Source organism: Staphylococcus sp. 11262D007BW, assembly GCF_053547815.1.
In genome coordinates, this window is the sequence record NZ_JBPWPJ010000001.1 from 2,020,394 (window position 1) to 2,038,812 (window position 18,419).

General features: G+C 31.0%; 16 protein-coding genes and 1 pseudogene. 10 read left to right on the plus strand and 7 right to left on the minus strand.

Annotation, left to right across the window (positions count from 1 at the left end; translation table 11 throughout):
- Nucleotides 1-79: 79 nt before the first annotated feature.
- Nucleotides 80-400, minus strand: coding sequence for an ArsR/SmtB family transcription factor (locus tag ACEE93_RS09835; RefSeq protein WP_227532425.1), 321 nt, complete (start codon nucleotides 398-400; stop codon nucleotides 80-82).
- 32 nt (nucleotides 401-432) lie between these two features.
- A complete protein-coding gene (locus tag ACEE93_RS09840; protein ID WP_002477372.1) occupies nucleotides 433-633 on the minus strand; it encodes a hypothetical protein in 201 nt (66 codons plus the stop codon).
- Nucleotides 634-836: 203 nt separating this feature from the next.
- On the opposite strand from ACEE93_RS09840, the gene ACEE93_RS09845 reads away from it, so the two are divergent.
- From ACEE93_RS09845 to arsC, 3 genes are read left to right on the plus strand one after another with little or no spacing between them, the layout of a single operon-like run.
- Nucleotides 837-1,154: an ArsR/SmtB family transcription factor gene (locus ACEE93_RS09845; protein WP_119651792.1), complete on the plus strand. Its 318-nt coding sequence runs from the start codon at nucleotides 837-839 to the stop codon at nucleotides 1,152-1,154.
- Nucleotides 1,151-2,443, plus strand: coding sequence for an arsenite efflux transporter membrane subunit ArsB (arsB, locus tag ACEE93_RS09850; RefSeq protein ID WP_449154598.1), 1,293 nt, complete (start codon nucleotides 1,151-1,153; stop codon nucleotides 2,441-2,443). The genes ACEE93_RS09845 and arsB overlap by 4 nt, the downstream gene beginning before the upstream one ends.
- Before the next feature lie 16 nt (nucleotides 2,444-2,459).
- A complete protein-coding gene (gene arsC, locus ACEE93_RS09855; RefSeq protein ID WP_449154433.1) occupies nucleotides 2,460-2,855 on the plus strand; it encodes an arsenate reductase (thioredoxin) in 396 nt (131 codons plus the stop codon).
- Nucleotides 2,856-2,916: 61 nt separating this feature from the next.
- Here arsC and ACEE93_RS09860 read toward each other — a convergent pair whose 3' ends face one another.
- Together ACEE93_RS09860 and cstR are read right to left on the minus strand one after the other, a co-directional pair.
- Nucleotides 2,917-3,675 (minus strand): sulfite exporter TauE/SafE family protein, encoded by a 759-nt coding sequence (locus tag ACEE93_RS09860; RefSeq protein WP_449154434.1) that lies wholly within the window; start codon nucleotides 3,673-3,675, stop codon nucleotides 2,917-2,919.
- Entirely contained in the window at nucleotides 3,672-3,932 is a 261-nt protein-coding gene (cstR, locus tag ACEE93_RS09865; RefSeq protein ID WP_449154435.1) for a persulfide-sensing transcriptional repressor CstR, read from the minus strand. Before cstR ends, ACEE93_RS09860 begins: the two co-directional genes overlap by 4 nt.
- Before the next feature lie 138 nt (nucleotides 3,933-4,070).
- On the opposite strand from cstR, the gene ACEE93_RS09870 reads away from it, so the two are divergent.
- Both ACEE93_RS09870 and cstB read left to right on the plus strand, forming a co-directional pair.
- Nucleotides 4,071-5,141, plus strand: a complete 1,071-nt coding sequence (locus tag ACEE93_RS09870) for a DsrE/DsrF/DrsH-like family protein (protein WP_449154436.1) — start codon at nucleotides 4,071-4,073, stop codon at nucleotides 5,139-5,141.
- 18 nt (nucleotides 5,142-5,159) lie between these two features.
- A complete protein-coding gene (gene cstB / locus ACEE93_RS09875) occupies nucleotides 5,160-6,488 on the plus strand; it encodes a persulfide dioxygenase-sulfurtransferase CstB (RefSeq protein ID WP_449154437.1) in 1,329 nt (442 codons plus the stop codon).
- Nucleotides 6,489-6,965: 477 nt separating this feature from the next.
- Here the strand turns inward: cstB and ACEE93_RS09880 are convergent, their stop codons facing one another.
- Genes ACEE93_RS09880 through ACEE93_RS09890 form a run of 3 tightly spaced genes read right to left on the minus strand, consistent with a single transcriptional unit; the run spans nucleotide 6,966 to nucleotide 10,979 of the window.
- Nucleotides 6,966-7,448, minus strand: a complete 483-nt coding sequence (locus ACEE93_RS09880; RefSeq protein WP_145443543.1) for a YdhK family protein — start codon at nucleotides 7,446-7,448, stop codon at nucleotides 6,966-6,968.
- A 19-nt stretch (nucleotides 7,449-7,467) separates the two neighbouring features.
- Entirely contained in the window at nucleotides 7,468-8,901 is a 1,434-nt protein-coding gene (locus ACEE93_RS09885; protein WP_449154438.1) for a multicopper oxidase family protein, read from the minus strand.
- Between the two features lie 14 nt (nucleotides 8,902-8,915).
- Nucleotides 8,916-10,979, minus strand: a complete 2,064-nt coding sequence (locus ACEE93_RS09890; protein WP_449154439.1) for a heavy metal translocating P-type ATPase — start codon at nucleotides 10,977-10,979, stop codon at nucleotides 8,916-8,918.
- 165 nt (nucleotides 10,980-11,144) lie between these two features.
- On the opposite strand from ACEE93_RS09890, the gene ACEE93_RS09895 reads away from it, so the two are divergent.
- The 5 genes and pseudogenes from ACEE93_RS09895 to ccrB all read left to right on the plus strand — a co-directional run bounded on the left by ACEE93_RS09895 (nucleotide 11,145) and on the right by ccrB (nucleotide 18,205).
- On the plus strand, nucleotides 11,145-12,692 hold the full coding sequence (locus ACEE93_RS09895) for a hypothetical protein (protein ID WP_449154440.1): 1,548 nt from the start codon (nucleotides 11,145-11,147) through the stop codon (nucleotides 12,690-12,692).
- A gap of 264 nt (nucleotides 12,693-12,956) precedes the next feature.
- The gene (gene ssb, locus ACEE93_RS09900) at nucleotides 12,957-13,265 is read left to right on the plus strand and encodes a cassette chromosome ssDNA-binding protein (RefSeq protein WP_449154441.1); all 309 of its coding nucleotides are present in this window, start codon (nucleotides 12,957-12,959) and stop codon (nucleotides 13,263-13,265) included.
- Complete coding sequence (gene cch1, locus ACEE93_RS09905; RefSeq protein WP_449154442.1) at nucleotides 13,265-15,034, plus strand: cassette chromosome replicative helicase; 1,770 nt, start codon at nucleotides 13,265-13,267, stop codon at nucleotides 15,032-15,034. The genes ssb and cch1 overlap by 1 nt, the downstream gene beginning before the upstream one ends.
- A 185-nt stretch (nucleotides 15,035-15,219) precedes the next feature.
- Complete coding sequence (gene ccrA, locus ACEE93_RS09910; protein ID WP_449154443.1) at nucleotides 15,220-16,581, plus strand: cassette chromosome recombinase CcrA; 1,362 nt, start codon at nucleotides 15,220-15,222, stop codon at nucleotides 16,579-16,581.
- A pseudogene (gene ccrB, locus ACEE93_RS09915) lies at nucleotides 16,578-18,205 on the plus strand (cassette chromosome recombinase CcrB). The gene ccrA and the pseudogene ccrB overlap by 4 nt, the downstream one beginning before the upstream one ends.
- Nucleotides 18,206-18,419 lie beyond the last annotated feature (214 nt).

Below are 18,419 nucleotides of genomic sequence, written 5' to 3' on the forward strand. Positions count from 1 at the left end.
ACGCCTCCAAATTTAATTAATCAATATTTCTTGATATATTAATCAAAAAAATTGATTAATACTACATTAAAAAAGATACTTAAAGTATCTTACAACAAGTATCTTCGTTTAAAACAACCTGTATTTGTTGCTCATTAATTTTATAATAATTCCATGTGCCATGCTTTTCAGCAATAAGAATATTGGCATCTACTAATTTTTTTAAATGATAGGAAAGCTTAGATTGTTTTAACGCTAATAATTCTTCTAGATCACAAACACATAAAGATTTTGAATCGCTTTGACGTATTGAATGTAGAATTTTAAGTCTAATTTTATCAGCGAGCGCATTAAATATCTGTTCATAAAATTCTAATTGTTCTTCCTCTGTTCCATTAGAGCTGGACTTAATAAATTCCATTGAATAATCACCTCTCTTATATATAGTTATTTCTATTTTTGTTTGAGTTCTTGTATTGCTTGATTAAAATGAGTTTCTGTTACTTTACCATACAAGTCAGTTTTTCCTTTAAAGAACTCATTTTTCATATATGATACAGCTTCTTTTAAAGAAACTTCTCTTGATATCATAATTAGATTTAAGTAGCTAACAAAATAATCAACAGATAATGTACCTGCATGATTTATTTTCATAAAATCGAACTCCTTTATAAAATACTAAAATGATACATCAACTTTTTTTGATGTATTAAATATAAATTATTATTTCAATTTTTGCAAGATAATAAAACTAGTTATTTAGAACACAATCTAATCTAATATTAAAATTAGTCAAAAACTACATAGACACTAATCTATATAGATGTTAATCTATGTAATGACTAGGAGGTATATTTATGTCTTATAAAGAATTATCAGCAATATTAAAAGTTTTATCAGATCCAAGTCGATTAGAAATATTAGACTTATTATCTTGTGGTGAACTATGTGCTTGTGATTTATTAGCGTATTTTCAATTTTCACAACCTACATTAAGCCATCATATGAAAATTTTAGTGGATAATGAATTAGTATCTACACGAAAAGACGGTACTAAGCGCATGTACCGACTTAATCATAAATTCTTAGATTCAATCAACAATGAATTAACTTATATTAGCTCTCCTACTCAACAATGTATGTGTAAAAAGATAAAGACAGGTGAATGTAAATAATGACTATTTTAGCGATTATTATCTTTCTTTTAACCCTCATTTTTGTTATTTGGCAACCTAAAGGGCTAGATATTGGTATTACAGCATTAATCGGAGCTATCATTGCTGTTATTACAGGCGTTGTTAGTCTTTCGGATGTTGTTGAAGTCACAGGTATTGTTTGGAATGCTACTTTAACTTTCGTCGCTGTTATACTCATTTCACTAATTTTAGATGAAATTGGATTTTTCGAATGGGCAGCTATACATATGGTTAGAGCTTCAAATGGTAATGGGTTTAAAATGTTTGTCTACATTATGTTATTAGGTGCGATTGTAGCTGCTTTTTTTGCCAACGATGGAGCTGCTTTAATTCTCACTCCAATCGTACTTGCTATGGTAAGAAATCTTGGATTTAATCAAAAAGTCATTTTTCCTTTTATCATTGCAAGTGGATTTATTGCAGATACTACATCTCTCCCATTAATTGTAAGTAATTTAGTAAATATTGTTTCTGCTGACTACTTCAATATTGGATTTATTGAATATGTAAGTCGTATGATTATTCCAAATATATTCTCTTTAATAGCAAGTATTGTTGTATTATGGTTATATTTCAGAAAAGTTATTCCTAACAATTTTGAAATTAAAAATCTTAAAACACCTAATCAAGCAATTAAAGATCCAAAATTATTTAAGTTTTCGTGGATTGTTTTGTCAATCTTACTCATTGGTTATATAATTAGTGAATTTATTCAAATTCCAGTATCGTTAATTGCTTGTTTGATTGCATTTATATTTACTGTATTGGCCTATAAATCGAGAGTAGTAAACACGAAACAAGTTATCAAAGGCGCACCTTGGAATATTGTTCTCTTTTCTATAGGAATGTATTTAGTTGTATTTGGTCTAAAAAATGTTGGTATTACTGCACTATTAGCTAATATTCTATCAAGCATATCAAACTATGGATTGTTTAGTAGTGTTATGGGTATGGGTTTCATATCCGCATTCCTTTCAGCAATTATGAATAATATGCCTACCGTATTAATTGATGCAATTGCTATTGGACAATCTGCAACTACTGGTTTAATCAAAGAAGGAATGATTTATGCCAATATCATTGGAGCAGATTTAGGACCTAAAATTACGCCTATAGGATCTTTAGCTACACTACTATGGCTACACGTTTTAACACAAAAGGGAGTAAAAATTTCGTGGGGCACATATTTTAAAACGGGTATTGTTATTACTATTCCTGTTCTTTTTATAACATTAGTCGGTTTATACGTTACACTTATTATATTTTAAAAAAGAGGTATCAATGATGACAAAAAAAATAATTTATTTTATATGTACAGGTAATTCATGCCGTAGCCAAATGGCTGAAGGTTGGGGTAAAAAAATCTTAGGTGACGAATGGCAAGTATATTCTGGAGGTATTGAGGCACACGGTGTAAATCCAAAAGCAATCGAAGCGATGAAAGAAGTTGGAATTGATATATCAAATCATACTTCTAATTTAATTGACGAAAATATACTACATCAATCCGATTTAGTAGTAACTTTATGTAGTGATGCTGACAAAAATTGTCCTATATTGCCGCCGAGTGTAAAAAAAGAACATTGGGGATTTGATGATCCAGCAGGCAAACCTTGGTCAGAATTCCAACGTGTTAGAGACGAAATTAAAACCGCTATTGAATCATTTAAAACTAGATAAAATTTAAGCGTCTCAATATAATTGGGACGCTTTTTAATAGACTTTTTATTATAAAATAACTTCAAAATATCAACTTAATAATTGCAATGACGATTAAAATACTTACAATCCCTTTTTGAATATAATCAGGTATTTTTTGACCTATTTTCATACCTAGAGGCGTAAATAGTATACTACCTAAAATTAACGGTATTGCACTATTAATAGGAATATAACCCTGTAATAATTTAATCATAAATGCTCCAATAGAAGAAATGAATGCAATTACAATACTATTTGTAACAACCATGTTCATCGGTAATTTAAATATAACAAGTAGTACTGGAATAATAATAAATGCTCCACCAGCACCTACAATACCAGATACCAAACCGATGATACTACCTATTGTAATTAAAAGTACGCGATTAAACTTAATATGACTAGTAGATGGTGCGACTTTCACAAACATTAGAATAAGAGCTAACAAAGCAATGATTATATAAATTACATTAACAAACTGACTATTAAATACAGTTGCTAATAACGCACCTAGAATACTACCTATTACCATTCCACTTCCCATATTAAGTATAAGTGTTCTAGAAAAATTTTTATTTTTATATGCTTTTAAAGATCCACTCATTGTACTAAAAAACACTTGACTTGAAGTTAATCCTGAAGCAATATAAGCACTATAAGTAGGTAAACCAAATAAAGGTGGTAATAATAAGAGAGCAGGGTAAATAACAATGGCTCCCCCTATACCGACTAATCCAGAAATAAATCCTCCAAAGATACCAATAACTAACATTACTATAATTGCTGTTATACTTATCATTTACTTTTTATTAATAATTCAACTGCTTCATTAATTAGTGCCTGAGAATCTTCATTATTTTCTTCAGACATTTTGACGCATTCTACTAAATTCTCGCTAATGATAATACCCATTAAACGTTGAATAGAACTTTTAGATGCACTTAATTGACTAATGACGTCTTTACAATTTTTTTCTTCCTCCATCATTTTAATAACTCCATTAAGCTGTCCTTGTATGCGATGAATACGATTAATCATCTTTTTATTATATTCCAATATATTTCACTCCAAATTCATTTTTAATAATTACATCATATTAAGTAAATTTTATTTTGTCAAATACCCCCCTAGGTATTTGACAAACTATCTAATTCGTTATAATATACCCCCATAGGTATTTAAAAGGAGGCTATTATGTCACAATATAAAACGAAACACATTAATGATTTCACTAAAAAAGAATTAGAAGAATTCGGTTCTAATGGTCAACTAATTGACGTTCGACAGCCTGAAGAATATGAATTAGGACACATTAAAAATGCATTATTACATTCAGTTGAAAACATAGAAAATTTTGAACAAGATCGCAATAAAACTTACTATATTTATTGCAAAAGTGGTAATAGAAGTAGAAAAGCAAGTCACTTTCTTACACAACGGGGATACGACGTAGTTAATTTAGATGGAGGCTATACTGCATACGAACAACAACATAATAATGAATCATTTAAATTAAAAGAAGATAAAGAAATTCAAATCAAAGACAATCGTAAGACGTTTAATTATAGTAATCTACAATGTCCAGGACCTATTGTTAATATTAGTAAAGAAATCAAAAACATCGCTATTGGTGATCAAATAGAAGTTGTTGTAACTGATCGCGGATTTTTAAATGATATTAAAAGTTGGGTCAAACAAACTGGACACACACTTGTTAGACTCAATGATTCTGGTAATGAAATTCGCGCTATTATTCAAAAAGAAGAAAATAAAAATATAGAAGTGACGCACACGAAAAATGGAACAACGATTGTTTTATTTAGTGGCGAGCTAGATAAAGCAGTTGCAGCAATGATTATTGCCAATGGTGCTAAAGCCGCAGGTAGAGATGTAACCATTTTTTGCACATTTTGGGGCTTAAATGCACTTAAAAAAACTCAAAGTCAACGCATTAAGAAAAAAGGTATTGCAAAACTTTTTGACTTCATGCTTCCAAATTCACCAATTAAAATGCCTATTTCAAAAATGAATATGTTTGGTTTAGGAAATTTAATGATGCGTTATGTCATGAAAAAGAAAAATGTCGATGATTTACCTTCTCTTATCAATCAAGCAGTTGAACAAGGTGTTAAACTTATTGCTTGTACAATGAGCATGGACGTTATGGGCATTACAAAAGAAGAACTACGCGATGATGTAGAATACGGTGGCGTAGGTGCATATATTGGATATACAGAACAAGCTAATCACAATTTATTTATATAATTAAAAAGGAATGATATTATGTTTTTTAAACAATTTTATGATAAACATTTATCTCAAGCATCTTATTTAATCGGTTGTCAAAAAACTGGAGAAGCCATGATTATTGATCCTATTCGGGACTTATCTTCATATATTCGAGTTGCTGATGAAGAAGGTTTAACCATTACTCATGCAGCTGAAACACATATACATGCAGATTTTGCTTCAGGAATTAGAGATGTTGCTATAAAGTTAAATGCTAATATTTATGTATCGGGTGAAAGTGATGACACATTAGGTTACAAAAACATGCCTAACCACACTCATTTTGTTCAACATAATGATGATATTTATGTAGGAAATTTAAAATTAAAAGTTCTTCATACACCTGGTCACACGCCAGAAAGTATAAGTTTTTTACTTACTGATGAAGGTGCTGGAGCACAAGTTCCAATGGGACTATTCAGTGGTGATTTTATTTTTGTAGGAGATATCGGTAGACCTGATTTACTAGAAAAAGCCGTTAAAGTAGAAGGATCATCTGAAATAGGCGCTAAACAAATGTTTAAATCTATTGAAAGTATTAAAGACTTGCCAGACTATATTCAAATTTGGCCTGGCCATGGCGCTGGTAGTCCTTGTGGTAAATCTTTAGGTGCTATTCCAATATCTACTCTTGGCTATGAAAAACAAACTAACTGGGCTTTTTCTGAAAATAATGAAGCTACTTTTATCGATAAGCTAATTTCTGACCAACCTGCACCACCACATCATTTTGCACAAATGAAAAAAATTAATCAATTCGGTATGGATTTATACCAACCTTATACGGTGTATCCAGCTACAAGTACAAACAGATTAACTTTTGATCTCCGCAGTAAGGAGGCTTATCATGGTGGACATATTGAAGGTACAATCAATATTCCATATGATAAAAATTTCATCAATCAAATTGGCTGGTATCTAAACTATGATCAAGAAATTAACTTGATTGGAGACTATCATCTTGTTTCAAAAGCAACGCACACCTTACAACTCATTGGATACGATGATGTTGCTGGATATCAATTACCTCAATCTAAGATTCAAACACGTTCCATTCATAGCGAGGATATTACAGGTAACGAATCACATATATTGGATGTACGTAATGATAATGAATGGAATAATGGCCACTTATCTCAAGCGGTTCATGTACCACATGGCAAACTTTTAGAAACAGATTTACCTTTCAATAAAAAAGATGTTATTTATGTCCACTGTCAATCTGGCATTAGAAGTTCTATAGCTATTGGTATTTTAGAACACAAAGGTTATCACAACATTATTAATGTAAACGAAGGTTACAAAGATATACACCTTTCTTAATAATTATATATTTATGCTAATGAAAAAGGGCTATAAGTAATTAGATATAGCTTATAGTCCCTTTTTATATTATTGAATAAATATCTATTTAAAAAATATTTATATATATAAATTTATATAATTTAACAAACATTTTACATAGTACATGCCTTTTTTATTTATTGCTATGTTTCACAACAACATAACAGTAATTCTCATAGACCTCATACGTTCTGGTACATTCAAAATCTTTTATACAGCGGCTAAAAAAACCGCATCACTTATGATATTTCTGCGTATTAGTTAATGATGCGGTTTTTAATTATATAATTTCAATTAATAAGGTAATGAACAGTTTTTTGATAAATGTTATTCTTCTAAAATTCTTTTTAATTTACACACTAAAAAATATCCTCCTTAACAATAATAAGTTATTTAAATTATTGATTAAGGAGGATATCTTTATATCTATTTATTTCTCAATCTAGAACTAGATTTTTATCGTGCTTTCAGCTCATTTCCTGTCATCCATTTATGATTTTTAATGATTTTACCATTATCTTTGGATTTGTAATCAACCACGTAAACAGTAGTCTTTTTCACGTTATCTATATTGGCTGTAGCACCTTTCATACCAGACATATGACTTGCTTCTAATTTAACAGTATCGCCCTTACTAAATCCATCTTTAGGAGCATCTTTAATCTCTTCGTTTACGACCCATTTATGATTGTTTACTTTTTCATTTCCATTTGTGGGTTTATAACTTACAACATAGGCATATGTTTTATACGCCCCTTTTACAGTAGCTTCTGCACCTTTCATCCCTGGCATATGTCCTGCTGTAATCGTTACTTTATCTCCCACTTTAAATTCACCCTCATTAGTCGATTTCATATCTTCAGGAACTTTACTTTCATCATTATGCTTCATATGGCTCTCACTTTTTTGGTCATTAGTGTCTTTATCTTTTTTCATCATATTAAAATCTCCCTATTGATTAGTTTGTTACTTTTATTTGACCCATCATTCCATTATCTTCATGCTCAAGTATATGACAGTGAAACATGTATGTTCCAGTATTTTTAAATACAACCTCTATTTTAGCTTTTTGTCCAGGTTCCAAAGATATAACATCCTTTTTACCCCTCATATCTTTTGGAGGTTTCTCACCATCCACAGATAAAACTTTAAATTGCGTTCCATGGATGTGGAAAGGATGTTTCATACCACCCATTTTATCTTTGACATTTTCAATTTCCCATACTTCTTTCTGGTTTAACTTTTGTGTAAAATCTATTCTGTTAGGATCGAATTTATTACCATTAATGGTAACATGATCATTCATACCTTCTAATTTTATTTTTTTACTTACTTTTGGTATATTACCTTTGTTAGAACTTTTCTCTTTGTTACTAATCGGTAAAATTACAGTTTTATCATTATCAACCAGACTGATTTTCTCGCCTTTCATTTTAGATAAATCTATTACTATTTCTTTTCTTTCTGAAGGAGCTAAATTAATTTCTTTTAATTTTTTAGCGTTTTTTAATTGACCGCCATCTGAAGCAATATACTCAAAACTTTGATTATTACTTAGCTTAAGATTTAAATCTCGAGCATTAGAACCATTTAAAAGTCTCAAACGTATTTTCTCTTCTTTTGCTGTCAGTTTGGGGTTTACTATTCCGTTCACAAGAACAGTATCACCTTGAGTGCCATCTTCGTCTTTCATTTTTGAATAATTTAATTTTTTAGATACAAATGTTTTATCTTGGATTATTATAGGCAAATCATTTTTTCCATAATTACTAGGATAATTATTCTTTTTACTATCTTCTATATATAATAATCCTGATAAGCCATTATAAACTTGTTTAGCTGTATTTGGAGAGGGGTGGGGGTGATACCATAACGTAGCAGAATCTTGATTAACCTCAAATTTTATAGTTTTTTCTTTTCCTGGTTTTATAACCTGAGAAGGCCCTCCATCCACTTTTCCATTTACTTCTAATCCATGCCAATGAAATGTTGTATTTTCATCTAAGTTATTTATTAACTTAATTTTAACTTTATCTCCTTTTTTTAATTTTAAAGTTGGTCCAAGTAAATTTCCATTGTAGCCTAGAGTATTAGAAAAATTATTTTTGTAAAACTCTGTCTTTCCTTTCTGAGCTTTTAATGTATAATTTTTATAACCATTGTTATCTTTTTTTGACTCTGCAACTTCAGGAAATATTATTTCATTTTTTCCTTGTGAAGAATTTAATTTCTTTCTTTCGTCATGATGTTTCATATTTGTCATGTCCATTGTACTTTTCTTATCTTCTTTCATGTTCATCATGTCATTCTTACTTTCTGCGAAAGTATCATTAGACGCAATAATTATTATGGAAAAAATTATAATTAAAATTGCAAAAACTTTATTATACATAAGGTTTACCTCTTTTATTTTAATTTTAATGTAAAAGCATTAATCGCTACTATAACTGTACTTAAAGACATTAATATTGCTCCTACAGCTGGTGATAATATTAACCCGATAAAAGCTAATACGCCAGCTGCTAAAGGTACAGCAACAATATTATAACCTGCACCCCACCATAAGTTTTGCACCATTTTTCTCATAGTATTATTTGAAAGGGTCAAGAAATGAATAATATCTGATGGATTACTTTTAACAAGTATGATATCCCCTGAATCCACTGCAACATCTGTGCCTGCACCAATTGCTATACCAATATCGGCTCTTATAAGACTTGGCGCGTCATTGATACCGTCTCCGACCATCATGACTTTATTACCGTCACTTTGATAATCTTTTATAATGCTTTCCTTATCTTCTGGCATGAGTTGTGCGTGGACATCACTAATACCTAATTCTTTTGCGACAGCGTGTGCCACTTCATTATTGTCACCTGTAAGCATGACTGGTGTAATATTTCTTGATAGTAAATCAGCTACCATTTGTTTTGAGCTTTCTTTAATTTGATCTCCTTGAGCAATCATACCAATGACTTGTTGATCCTCGATTAAATAACTGATTGAATTACCTTGTTGAGCTAATTTAGTAAACAAGTCATCGTCATAATTAAGTTTATGGTTATCAAGATAAGAGACATTTGTTATTTTATATGTTTTATTATCAACTAGACCTTCTAATCCGACACCCGGAATATTATTCACGTCTTGTGGATTAGTAAATGAAATATTTTTACTTTTCGCAAAATCAACAATACTTATAGCTAATGGGTGATTAGATTGACTTTCTAATGAGGCGAAAAGGCTTAATATTGTATCATGACTCAAATCATTTTTAAAGCTCTCATAATGATTCACAGAAAAGTTACCCTCAGTTAAAGTACCAGTTTTATCCATCATTACATAATCGATATGTTGAGCTATTTCTACAGACTCTCTATTTTTAATAATTAAACCATTATGTGCACCAATTGAAGTCGAACGTGCAGTGACTAAAGGTATTGCCAATCCTAAAGCATGTGGACAAGCAATGACTAACACAGTTACAAGACGTTCGAGTGCAAAATCAACATCATTTTGAATGAGCATCCAGACAATAAAAGAAATCACGCCAACAATTACAGCAAAGTAGAATAAATAACCCGCTACTTTATCAGATAACAATTCAGCACTAGATTTATCATTTTGTGCTTGATTAACAAGTCCCATAACTTGAGAAAGATATCCATCTTCTCCAACAGCTGTAACCTTGACTTGTATTGTTCCAGACCCATTAATAGAACCCCCGATGACGTTGTCATTTTGATTTTTTTGTACTTTTTTAGATTCTCCAGTGACTAGGGATTCATCTATAGATGTTTGTCCTTGAACGATAATACCATCTGTTGGAATGCTTTCTCCGGCTTTTACTTCGACGATATCATCAGTCATGATGTCTGATATTTTAACTTCTTCGCGTTGGCCATTATCCATAACTTTAATCGCACTATTAGGTAACAGTTCTGCCATTTTCTTTAAAGCATCTCCAGCATTTCCGATAGCATTCATTTCTATCCAATGTCCTAATAGCATAATTAAAATTAAGGTTGCTAATTCCCAAAAAAAGTCCATTGTATGACCAGTTGCATTACTAAAATTATTCATATAAAAAGCATACAAGCTATAAATATAAGCTACTGAAATACCTAGGGCAACTAAGGTCATCATGCCTGGTTTTTTTTCAGCAATTTCATCTTTACCACCAGACAAGAACGGTTTACCACCATAAAAGAATAAAATTGTACTTAATATTAACACTACCCATTCAGAACCTGGAAATGTGAATTGAAAAGGTAAGTTAACACCCATCATTGGCGATAAAAGAATGATAGGTATTCCAAAAATTAATGAAACAAAAAACTTAACTTTAAAATTTCCATGATGATGTGCATGGCCACTATGATGATTATGTGATTCATGGTTATCATGATGCATGTGATTGGAATGATTCATGTGATTTTGATGATTATGCTCTTCACTATTATTATTCAAATTAACCCCTCCTAATGAAAATGTTATAGTAAAGCTACTTATAATATAACATATACCCCCCTAGGGTATAAAGCGTTTCGATTTATCTCCAAGATTAGTCATTTTTCTTATCTATTTACTTAGAGTTTGTTGTATATTTAGAGAAAAATAGAAAGGAACTTAAGAATGTTTAAAGTTAATAAAGATGAAAAGCAGTTAGTTAAAGCAGTAGTTCAATTACTTAATATAGCTTCTGAAAATTTAGAATTTAACGAAGAAGTATTCATTAGCTCAAACCAAATGCTAAGTGAGCCATTTATCACTAATAAAATAAGCATTGAAATAAAAGATGATTTCAAACATGTTATCAATCAATATGGCGCACACGCTGGTTCTGTCTTAATACTTAACCGATTATTCGACGCTTTATATCAATTTTTGAAATATAATTACGATCAAGAAATGCTAGATGAACAATTCGAACAAGTAAAAGAAGAAATTATATCTTATTTTATTGATAAAGAAAGCGTTACTCGTTTTTTAGAATATTGCTTACTACAAGATAACTTAATTAATTTAAGTGATAAAGAAATAAAAAATATAAAGATAGCCATTACTTTCGGTGGATCAAAGGAATCTTTAAACCATCGATTTCATTTAACGCCTATTGTAAATAGTATTGAATCTGTTGTTGCAAGATTAAAACAACTCCCCCAATCTAATATGAAGAATGCAAAAACTTACAGCCAATATGAAAATATTCGATTAAGCAAATTAACTAAATGCTTAGCTGATACCAGTGAATTCAATCCAAATGGCCATTTCTATAGCGATATTCAGTTTAAAAGAAAAGATATTCAAATAAGCTATTATGCGACGATGAAAAGTTATATTAGCTCAACCTCATCAATAGAAATGCCTACTAAGAAAGACCTGGATAAGGATATTGATAATTTAATGAAGCATGTTGCTAAAGAAAAAGATGATATCTTTAATAAACCATTTTATACATTTAATGATACTTTACTAATAATAACCAATTGTATGGTCAATAGGTTATTACCGTCTAACATGTATTGGCAATTATTAAATCACAATAAAAAGCTTTTATCTAAGTATGAAAATTCTAAAGCAACACTCACTCATACTTTATCAGAGACATTTATTGACACATTACTTACTTCTAATAATTTTAAAGAACTACTCAATGAAGATTTTTCTAAAGTAGTTGAACTACTCTCAAATATAATACCTAAGCATTTAATTATTTTGAGAAATAGCACTACTTATAGTTTAGAGGACCTTTTAGATGCGGATTTTCTCGATAATCATAATTTAATATTTCATTTTAAAAAGAGACCATCTTACTACCCTTTACATCAAGTGTTTAAAGATTTTTATATTTATTACTTTAAAGGTTTCAATGATTTAAGAACATTAGCAAATTACACTCGAATTTTAATAAAAGAGGAAATGTACAACAGTTATACTAGAAACAAGTGCTTTGATATATTTGAATTTAATGATTATTTACATACTAAAATTAACAACTTTAATTTCAAAGATATAAAGTCTAATAGTAGTAAAGATAATACTTCTCAATCTCTAAGTATTAATCAGGATAAGCAATTTACGAGTTTAAAGCATATACATTCTAAGAGCACATTTTCATTATTTGATGACGTTAATTTTTTAAACATCTATAAATCAAAACTAATAAGTAGTCGTAAATAAAAAAATTTATATATTTTTTATTAATAGGCTGATAATTGATTTATTAGTAAACACTCATTAAAATTTCACATTAATCTATTAGTAATTCTAAAGCGCAAACACCCTTGCAATACTGTGTTTGTGCTATTTTTTTAGGTTATTTACTAAAATTTCAAATGTGAGAGTTTAAATAGGAAGATCATTACTTGCTTCGTATACTCTTAACATAAACAACAAGAACTAGTCATAGAAATAAAGGGCATATTAAGAAAGGATGTTTAATCAATGCAAGAAAAAAGCTACGAACAAGAATTGCTATATGAGGGTGTAAAGATAGTTACTAAGAAGTTATCTCCAAATACAGAGTATTCTTTTAATGATTTAAAAAATATGGCAATAAAAATGCCACAATTTAATAATATGGATCTTTCAATTAATGAACAAAGAGAGGTTGGACGTCGTTATAGTTCATGGGTAAAAAAATGTCCTCAAGCAAACGTTATTATAATCAACCGTAAATCAAATCGTAATTTAATTTACCGTAAGGTCAGTACAAATAATATTAGCAACCCTTCGAAAGGAGGTGTTCGCTAATGAGTCATCATGACATTTTTAGACTAGGCCTATACCATTTAGATACAATGGGTTGGCATAAAACTATTCTACCTAAAAAAGATGGAGATGAGAAAAAAGTGGTGACTATGTCTAGTTGTATCGTTGTTGAAGCTAAATTTTGGCATGCCTCAGAAAATACAGAAAAGATAATTATTTCTAACGGTAAAGATAAGGAACATACATTTGAATCTGATATTTTAACAGCTCGAAAGTTACCTTACTTGATTAAATATGGTCACAGTATCAATGAAAATTATATAAGAGATTTGAGCTATGCACTACAATTAATGCGCGATGAACTGCCCACTTCTGATTTATATGATGGCTCGGGCATCATAGAAACACCCCACGGTTATATTGTAATGATAGATACCATTTATACATCTAAACAATATGATCAATTATCATCTTTAGATCCTATTGTAGATAGTGCTTATCTATTAGAGCCTAAAGGAACATTTAAAGATTGGTTAAATATGTATATTAACGAAGTCAAAGGTCATCTTCTTCTAGAGTTAGCGGTCATATTTGGAATTTCTGCCTTAGTGACAAGCTTTCTGAAGTACAAACGTGAAATCGAATTTGCAGGAATTATCTTTAGTTTTACAGGCCAGTCATCAACTGGTAAATCAACAGCAGCAGCTTTAGCGGTATCCGTCGCTGGAAATCCAACCAAAGGTAATCAAACACTTTTTCGAAGTTGGAATGGTACACGTAATGCACTTGAAGGTTACTTGAGTAACAATTTTGGTATACCTATTGTATTTGATGAACTCTCATCAGCAACTTTTAAAGATACAACGGGGTTATTGTACTCTATCGCTGAAGGTCAAGGGCGTCAACGTTCCAATGTACACGGAGAAGTTAAAACGCCTAAGAATTGGGGCACGTCTGTGATTTCAACCTCTGAATACAGTATCTTTACTGATTCTGCTCAAAATGATGGTTTACGAGTGAGAACTATTGAAATTAATGAACGGTTTACTAAAGATGCAACAAATTCAGATAATATTAAAAAAACTGTGGCACTAAACTATGGTCATGTTTTACCGTTAGTAGCTAAATACCTTATCAACCGTGAAAATGAAGTCATTAAATGGTTTCAAGAAGAGCATCACTGGTTTAATGAAGCATTGAAAAATGAAACAAATAATACAGGTATTCGTATGTTTAAACGTTATGCAGTCATTACAACATCTGCGAAAATATTAGGTCGTGTTTTAGCTACAGATATTGATATCGCTAAAATAAGAGACTACTTTATTGATTATCATGATCATACAGTCTCTGAACGCTCACTGGCAGATAAAGCAATCGAAGTCATTACGCAATTTGTAGCACAAAACCGTGGTAAGTTTTCTGATGACAAAGCGTTAAAGAATATGTTTGAGAACAATGGACTAATTGCCTTAAAAGATGATTATATCGAAGTAAAAATCATTGCATCTGTATTTAAAAATATGTTGATAGAGAATCACTTCCAAGATGTCAACAATGTCGTGAATGCACTAAGGGATAAAGGATTTATCGAATCTGACCATGATCGAATTACAACAAAACGAACAGTCAAAGATGACAATGGCAAAAAACAGTCACTTGTCTTTTACCATTTAAAGCTAGATTCAGAATATGCGTCTATTTTTGGTCTAACTAAAGATGCCGAACCTATTAAAGCTAAAATTAACTTGGATAACAAAAAGATGCTTCAATCATGGAAAAAACAGAATGATGATTTAATTGATTTTTAATAACTAAAGATGAAATCGTACAGGAGTAGATAAAATGGATGAATTGATTGAATTACTAGCTGATTTAATCGTTGAAGAGTTACAGAACGATAACTAATCATTGCGGTCCAACGTGTTAAAAGCACGTTGGACCTTTCATTCTAATTTACTCACAAATATATATTATCTTTTTGGAGGTGTATAACATGGAAGAAGCGATTGCTTATGTACGTCAAAGTACAATCAAACAACAAAGCTTAGCGACTCAGAAATCTCTTATTTTGAATACTGCTAAGCAATATGGATGGCCTAATATAACGTTTTATGATGATAAGAAAAGCGGTCGACATACGAAACGGTCGGGTTATCAAAAAATGGTAGAAATGATTACATCTGGAAAATGTAAAGTATTGTGTTGCTATCGTCTGAATCGACTCCATCGTAATTTGAAAAACGCTATACAATTCTTTGAGATTTGTAAAAAGCATCACGTCACAATCATCAGTGTGAATGATGGCTATTTTGACTTATCTAAAGAATTTGATCGTTTTCGCCTAAACATACTTATGAGTCTAGCTGAAATGGAGTCTAATAATATCAGTGAACAGACACAGAATGGGATAAGAGAAAAAGCCAAACAAGGCAAGCTAATCACAACTCATGCACCGTTTGGCTATCGTTATAGAAAAGGTCATTTTGTTGTACAAGAAGAAGAAGCGTATACAGTCAAAGTGGTCTATTGCTGGTACTTACAAGGGCTAGGCTACAAAAAGATTTCCCAACATTTAGATAACCATCCTAAGCTTATTCCTCGTAAGCCCTATCAAGTTCGAAATATTCTCTTGAACCCTAACTATTGCGGTCGTGTCATCAATAAGTATGGCACGTTTAATGATATCGTTCCGCCTATTATAGATGTTGATATGTTTGAAGAAGCACAAGAGCGTCGTATTCATAAACAACACAATCGATCCAATTCTAGAAATAAGCTAAAGCGACGAATCAAATGTCCTTACTGTCAATCAACATTAACAAACTTAACGATAAAAAAAGAGAAACACTCTCTACGTTACTATGTTTGTCCTAAAAATATGAATGAAGCCTATCATACGTGTCCATTTAAAGGTATCAATGCGCAAATGATTGAAACAGAGGTCCTCAACACTTGTAAAGCATATTGTGGCAATCAATCATTTCATGACAAATTAAATGAGACAATACTAAAAGCTCTAAAACACCAACAAATGAAACACAGACAATCACATCTAACACAAGAACAACTCATCGAAAAACTGGCACAAAATCAAATTGATATCGAAACGTTTAAACGCTTATCTGCTGACTCTGAAAGTGAAGAACGTTCCTCTAATTATTCATCTAGTCAAATTGCTGAAACAATCCGTCATATAACTAAAGATAAATTGACATTAGAAACCATAGTCCCTTTGATTGATAACATCATAATAACGCAAACAAAACAATTACAAGGAATCTACTTTAAAAACAGTCCACTCAATATCGTTGAACAATCGCATTTAATAACTCCTGAAAGGAATGAAGTCATATGAAACAACTCAAAAAGAAACGTATTGGATTATACGCACGTGTATCAACTGAAATGCAAACGGATGGTTACAGTATTCAAGGTCAATTGAATCAACTTACAGAGTATTGTCAATTTCAAGGTTATGAAGTCGTCAATGAATACACAGATCGAGGTATATCGGGTAAAACAATGCAACGTCCAGAATTACAACGTATGTTAAAAGATGCCAACGAAGGTAAATTAGATTGTATTATGGTCTACAAAACCAATCGTTTGGCTAGAAATACCTCAGACTTATTAAATATTGTCGAGGAATTGTATAAGATTAATGTCGAATTTTTTAGTCTAACTGAAAAAATAGAAATTGCCAGCTCAACAGGTAAATTGATGCTCCAAATTTTAGCCAGCTTTGCAGAATTTGAAAGAAATACGATTGTAGAGAATGTCTACAATGGCCAAAGACAACGAGCGATTGAAGGTTATTACCAAGGTAATTTGCCTTTAGGCTATGATAAAGTACCTGATAGTAAAAAAGAACTGATGATTAATCAACATGAAGCGAATATTGTTAAATATATTTTGAGTCATACGCTAAAGGTCATGGTTATCGTAAGATAGCGAACGCATTGAATCATAAAGGTTATGTGACTAAGAAAGGGAAACCTTTTAGCATTTCGTCCATTACTTACATCATCTCAAACCCTTTTTACATTGGAAAGATACAGTTTGCGAAGTATAGACACTGGAGCGATAAAAGACGAAAAGGACTCAATGAAGAACCGATCATTGCAGATGGTAAGCATGCGCCTATTATTGATAAAGCTTTATGGGATAAAGTACAGTTTAAACGCCAAGAGAGTCGCAAGAAACCACAAGTTCATGGTAAAGGGACAAACCTACTGACTGGCATTGTAAAATGCCCGAAATGTGGCGCAGCAATGGCGGCAAGTAATACAACCAATACATTAAAAGATGGCACTAAGAAACGAATCAGATATTACTCATGTAGTAATTTTAGAAACAAAGGTTCTAAAGTTTGTTCAGCCAATAGTGTTAGAGCAGATGTATTGGAAAAATATGTTATGAACCAAATATTGGAGATTATCAAAAGTAAAAAGGTATTGAAACAATTGGTTGAAAAAGTAAATGAAAGAAGTCAAATAGACGTCTCTTCTTTGAATCATGATATTGCTTATAAACAGTCACAATGTGAAGAAATAAAAGCCAAAATGCATACACTAACGAAAACGATTGAAGACTCACCTGACTTAGATAGCGTATTGAAACCAACAATACTTAGCTACCAAGATGAATTGAATCAAATAAATAATCAAATCCATCAACTAGAACAAGATAAACAAGCGGAAGCTCCACATTATGATGCAGATATGATTGCGAATGTACTACGAGTAATATTCAAAGATCTAGACAAATTAGAGAAATCTCAGTTGAAATCACTCTATCTGACGGTCATCGATCGTATTGATATCCGAAAACATGAACATCATAAGAAACAATTTTATGTCACACTCAAATTGAATAATGATATTATCAAACAACTATTTAATAACCATCCACTCGACGAAGTGCTCCTTAGCACTTCGTCTTTATTTTTGTCACAAACTTTATATATAACTATTGAATAAACAATAACTACACTGCTATTCTTTCACTTATTTTATCTAACCATTTTTAGAATTCTCTTTATCAATTTCAATAACACTTATCTAATGAAACAGCCATTGTCGTCATTATTTTCATAACTACACGATGCTTATATTGAAATTGCTAAAGAACATCCCACGATGATTTTTTACCGGGAAAAGAATGGGATTTGCAGATTCGAAGAAGCAGAAGGAT

Bases quoted from the DNA above. Each gene is read 5' to 3' on its own strand.
- ACEE93_RS09835 (WP_227532425.1), bottom strand. From the start codon at position 400: ATGGAATTTATTAAGTCCAGCTCTAATGGAACAGAGGAAGAACAATTA.
- ACEE93_RS09840 (WP_002477372.1), bottom strand. From the start codon at position 633: ATGAAAATAAATCATGCAGGTACATTATCTGTTGATTATTTTGTTAGC.
- ACEE93_RS09845 (WP_119651792.1), top strand. From the start codon at position 837: ATGTCTTATAAAGAATTATCAGCAATATTAAAAGTTTTATCAGATCCA.
- arsC (WP_449154433.1), top strand. From the start codon at position 2,460: ATGACAAAAAAAATAATTTATTTTATATGTACAGGTAATTCATGCCGT.
- ACEE93_RS09860 (WP_449154434.1), bottom strand. From the start codon at position 3,675: ATGATAAGTATAACAGCAATTATAGTAATGTTAGTTATTGGTATCTTT.
- ACEE93_RS09870 (WP_449154436.1), top strand. From the start codon at position 4,071: ATGTCACAATATAAAACGAAACACATTAATGATTTCACTAAAAAAGAA.
- cstB (WP_449154437.1), top strand. From the start codon at position 5,160: ATGTTTTTTAAACAATTTTATGATAAACATTTATCTCAAGCATCTTAT.
- ACEE93_RS09880 (WP_145443543.1), bottom strand. From the start codon at position 7,448: ATGATGAAAAAAGATAAAGACACTAATGACCAAAAAAGTGAGAGCCAT.
- ACEE93_RS09885 (WP_449154438.1), bottom strand. From the start codon at position 8,901: ATGTATAATAAAGTTTTTGCAATTTTAATTATAATTTTTTCCATAATA.
- ACEE93_RS09895 (WP_449154440.1), top strand. From the start codon at position 11,145: ATGTTTAAAGTTAATAAAGATGAAAAGCAGTTAGTTAAAGCAGTAGTT.
- ssb (WP_449154441.1), top strand. From the start codon at position 12,957: ATGCAAGAAAAAAGCTACGAACAAGAATTGCTATATGAGGGTGTAAAG.
- cch1 (WP_449154442.1), top strand. From the start codon at position 13,265: ATGAGTCATCATGACATTTTTAGACTAGGCCTATACCATTTAGATACA.
- ccrA (WP_449154443.1), top strand. From the start codon at position 15,220: ATGGAAGAAGCGATTGCTTATGTACGTCAAAGTACAATCAAACAACAA.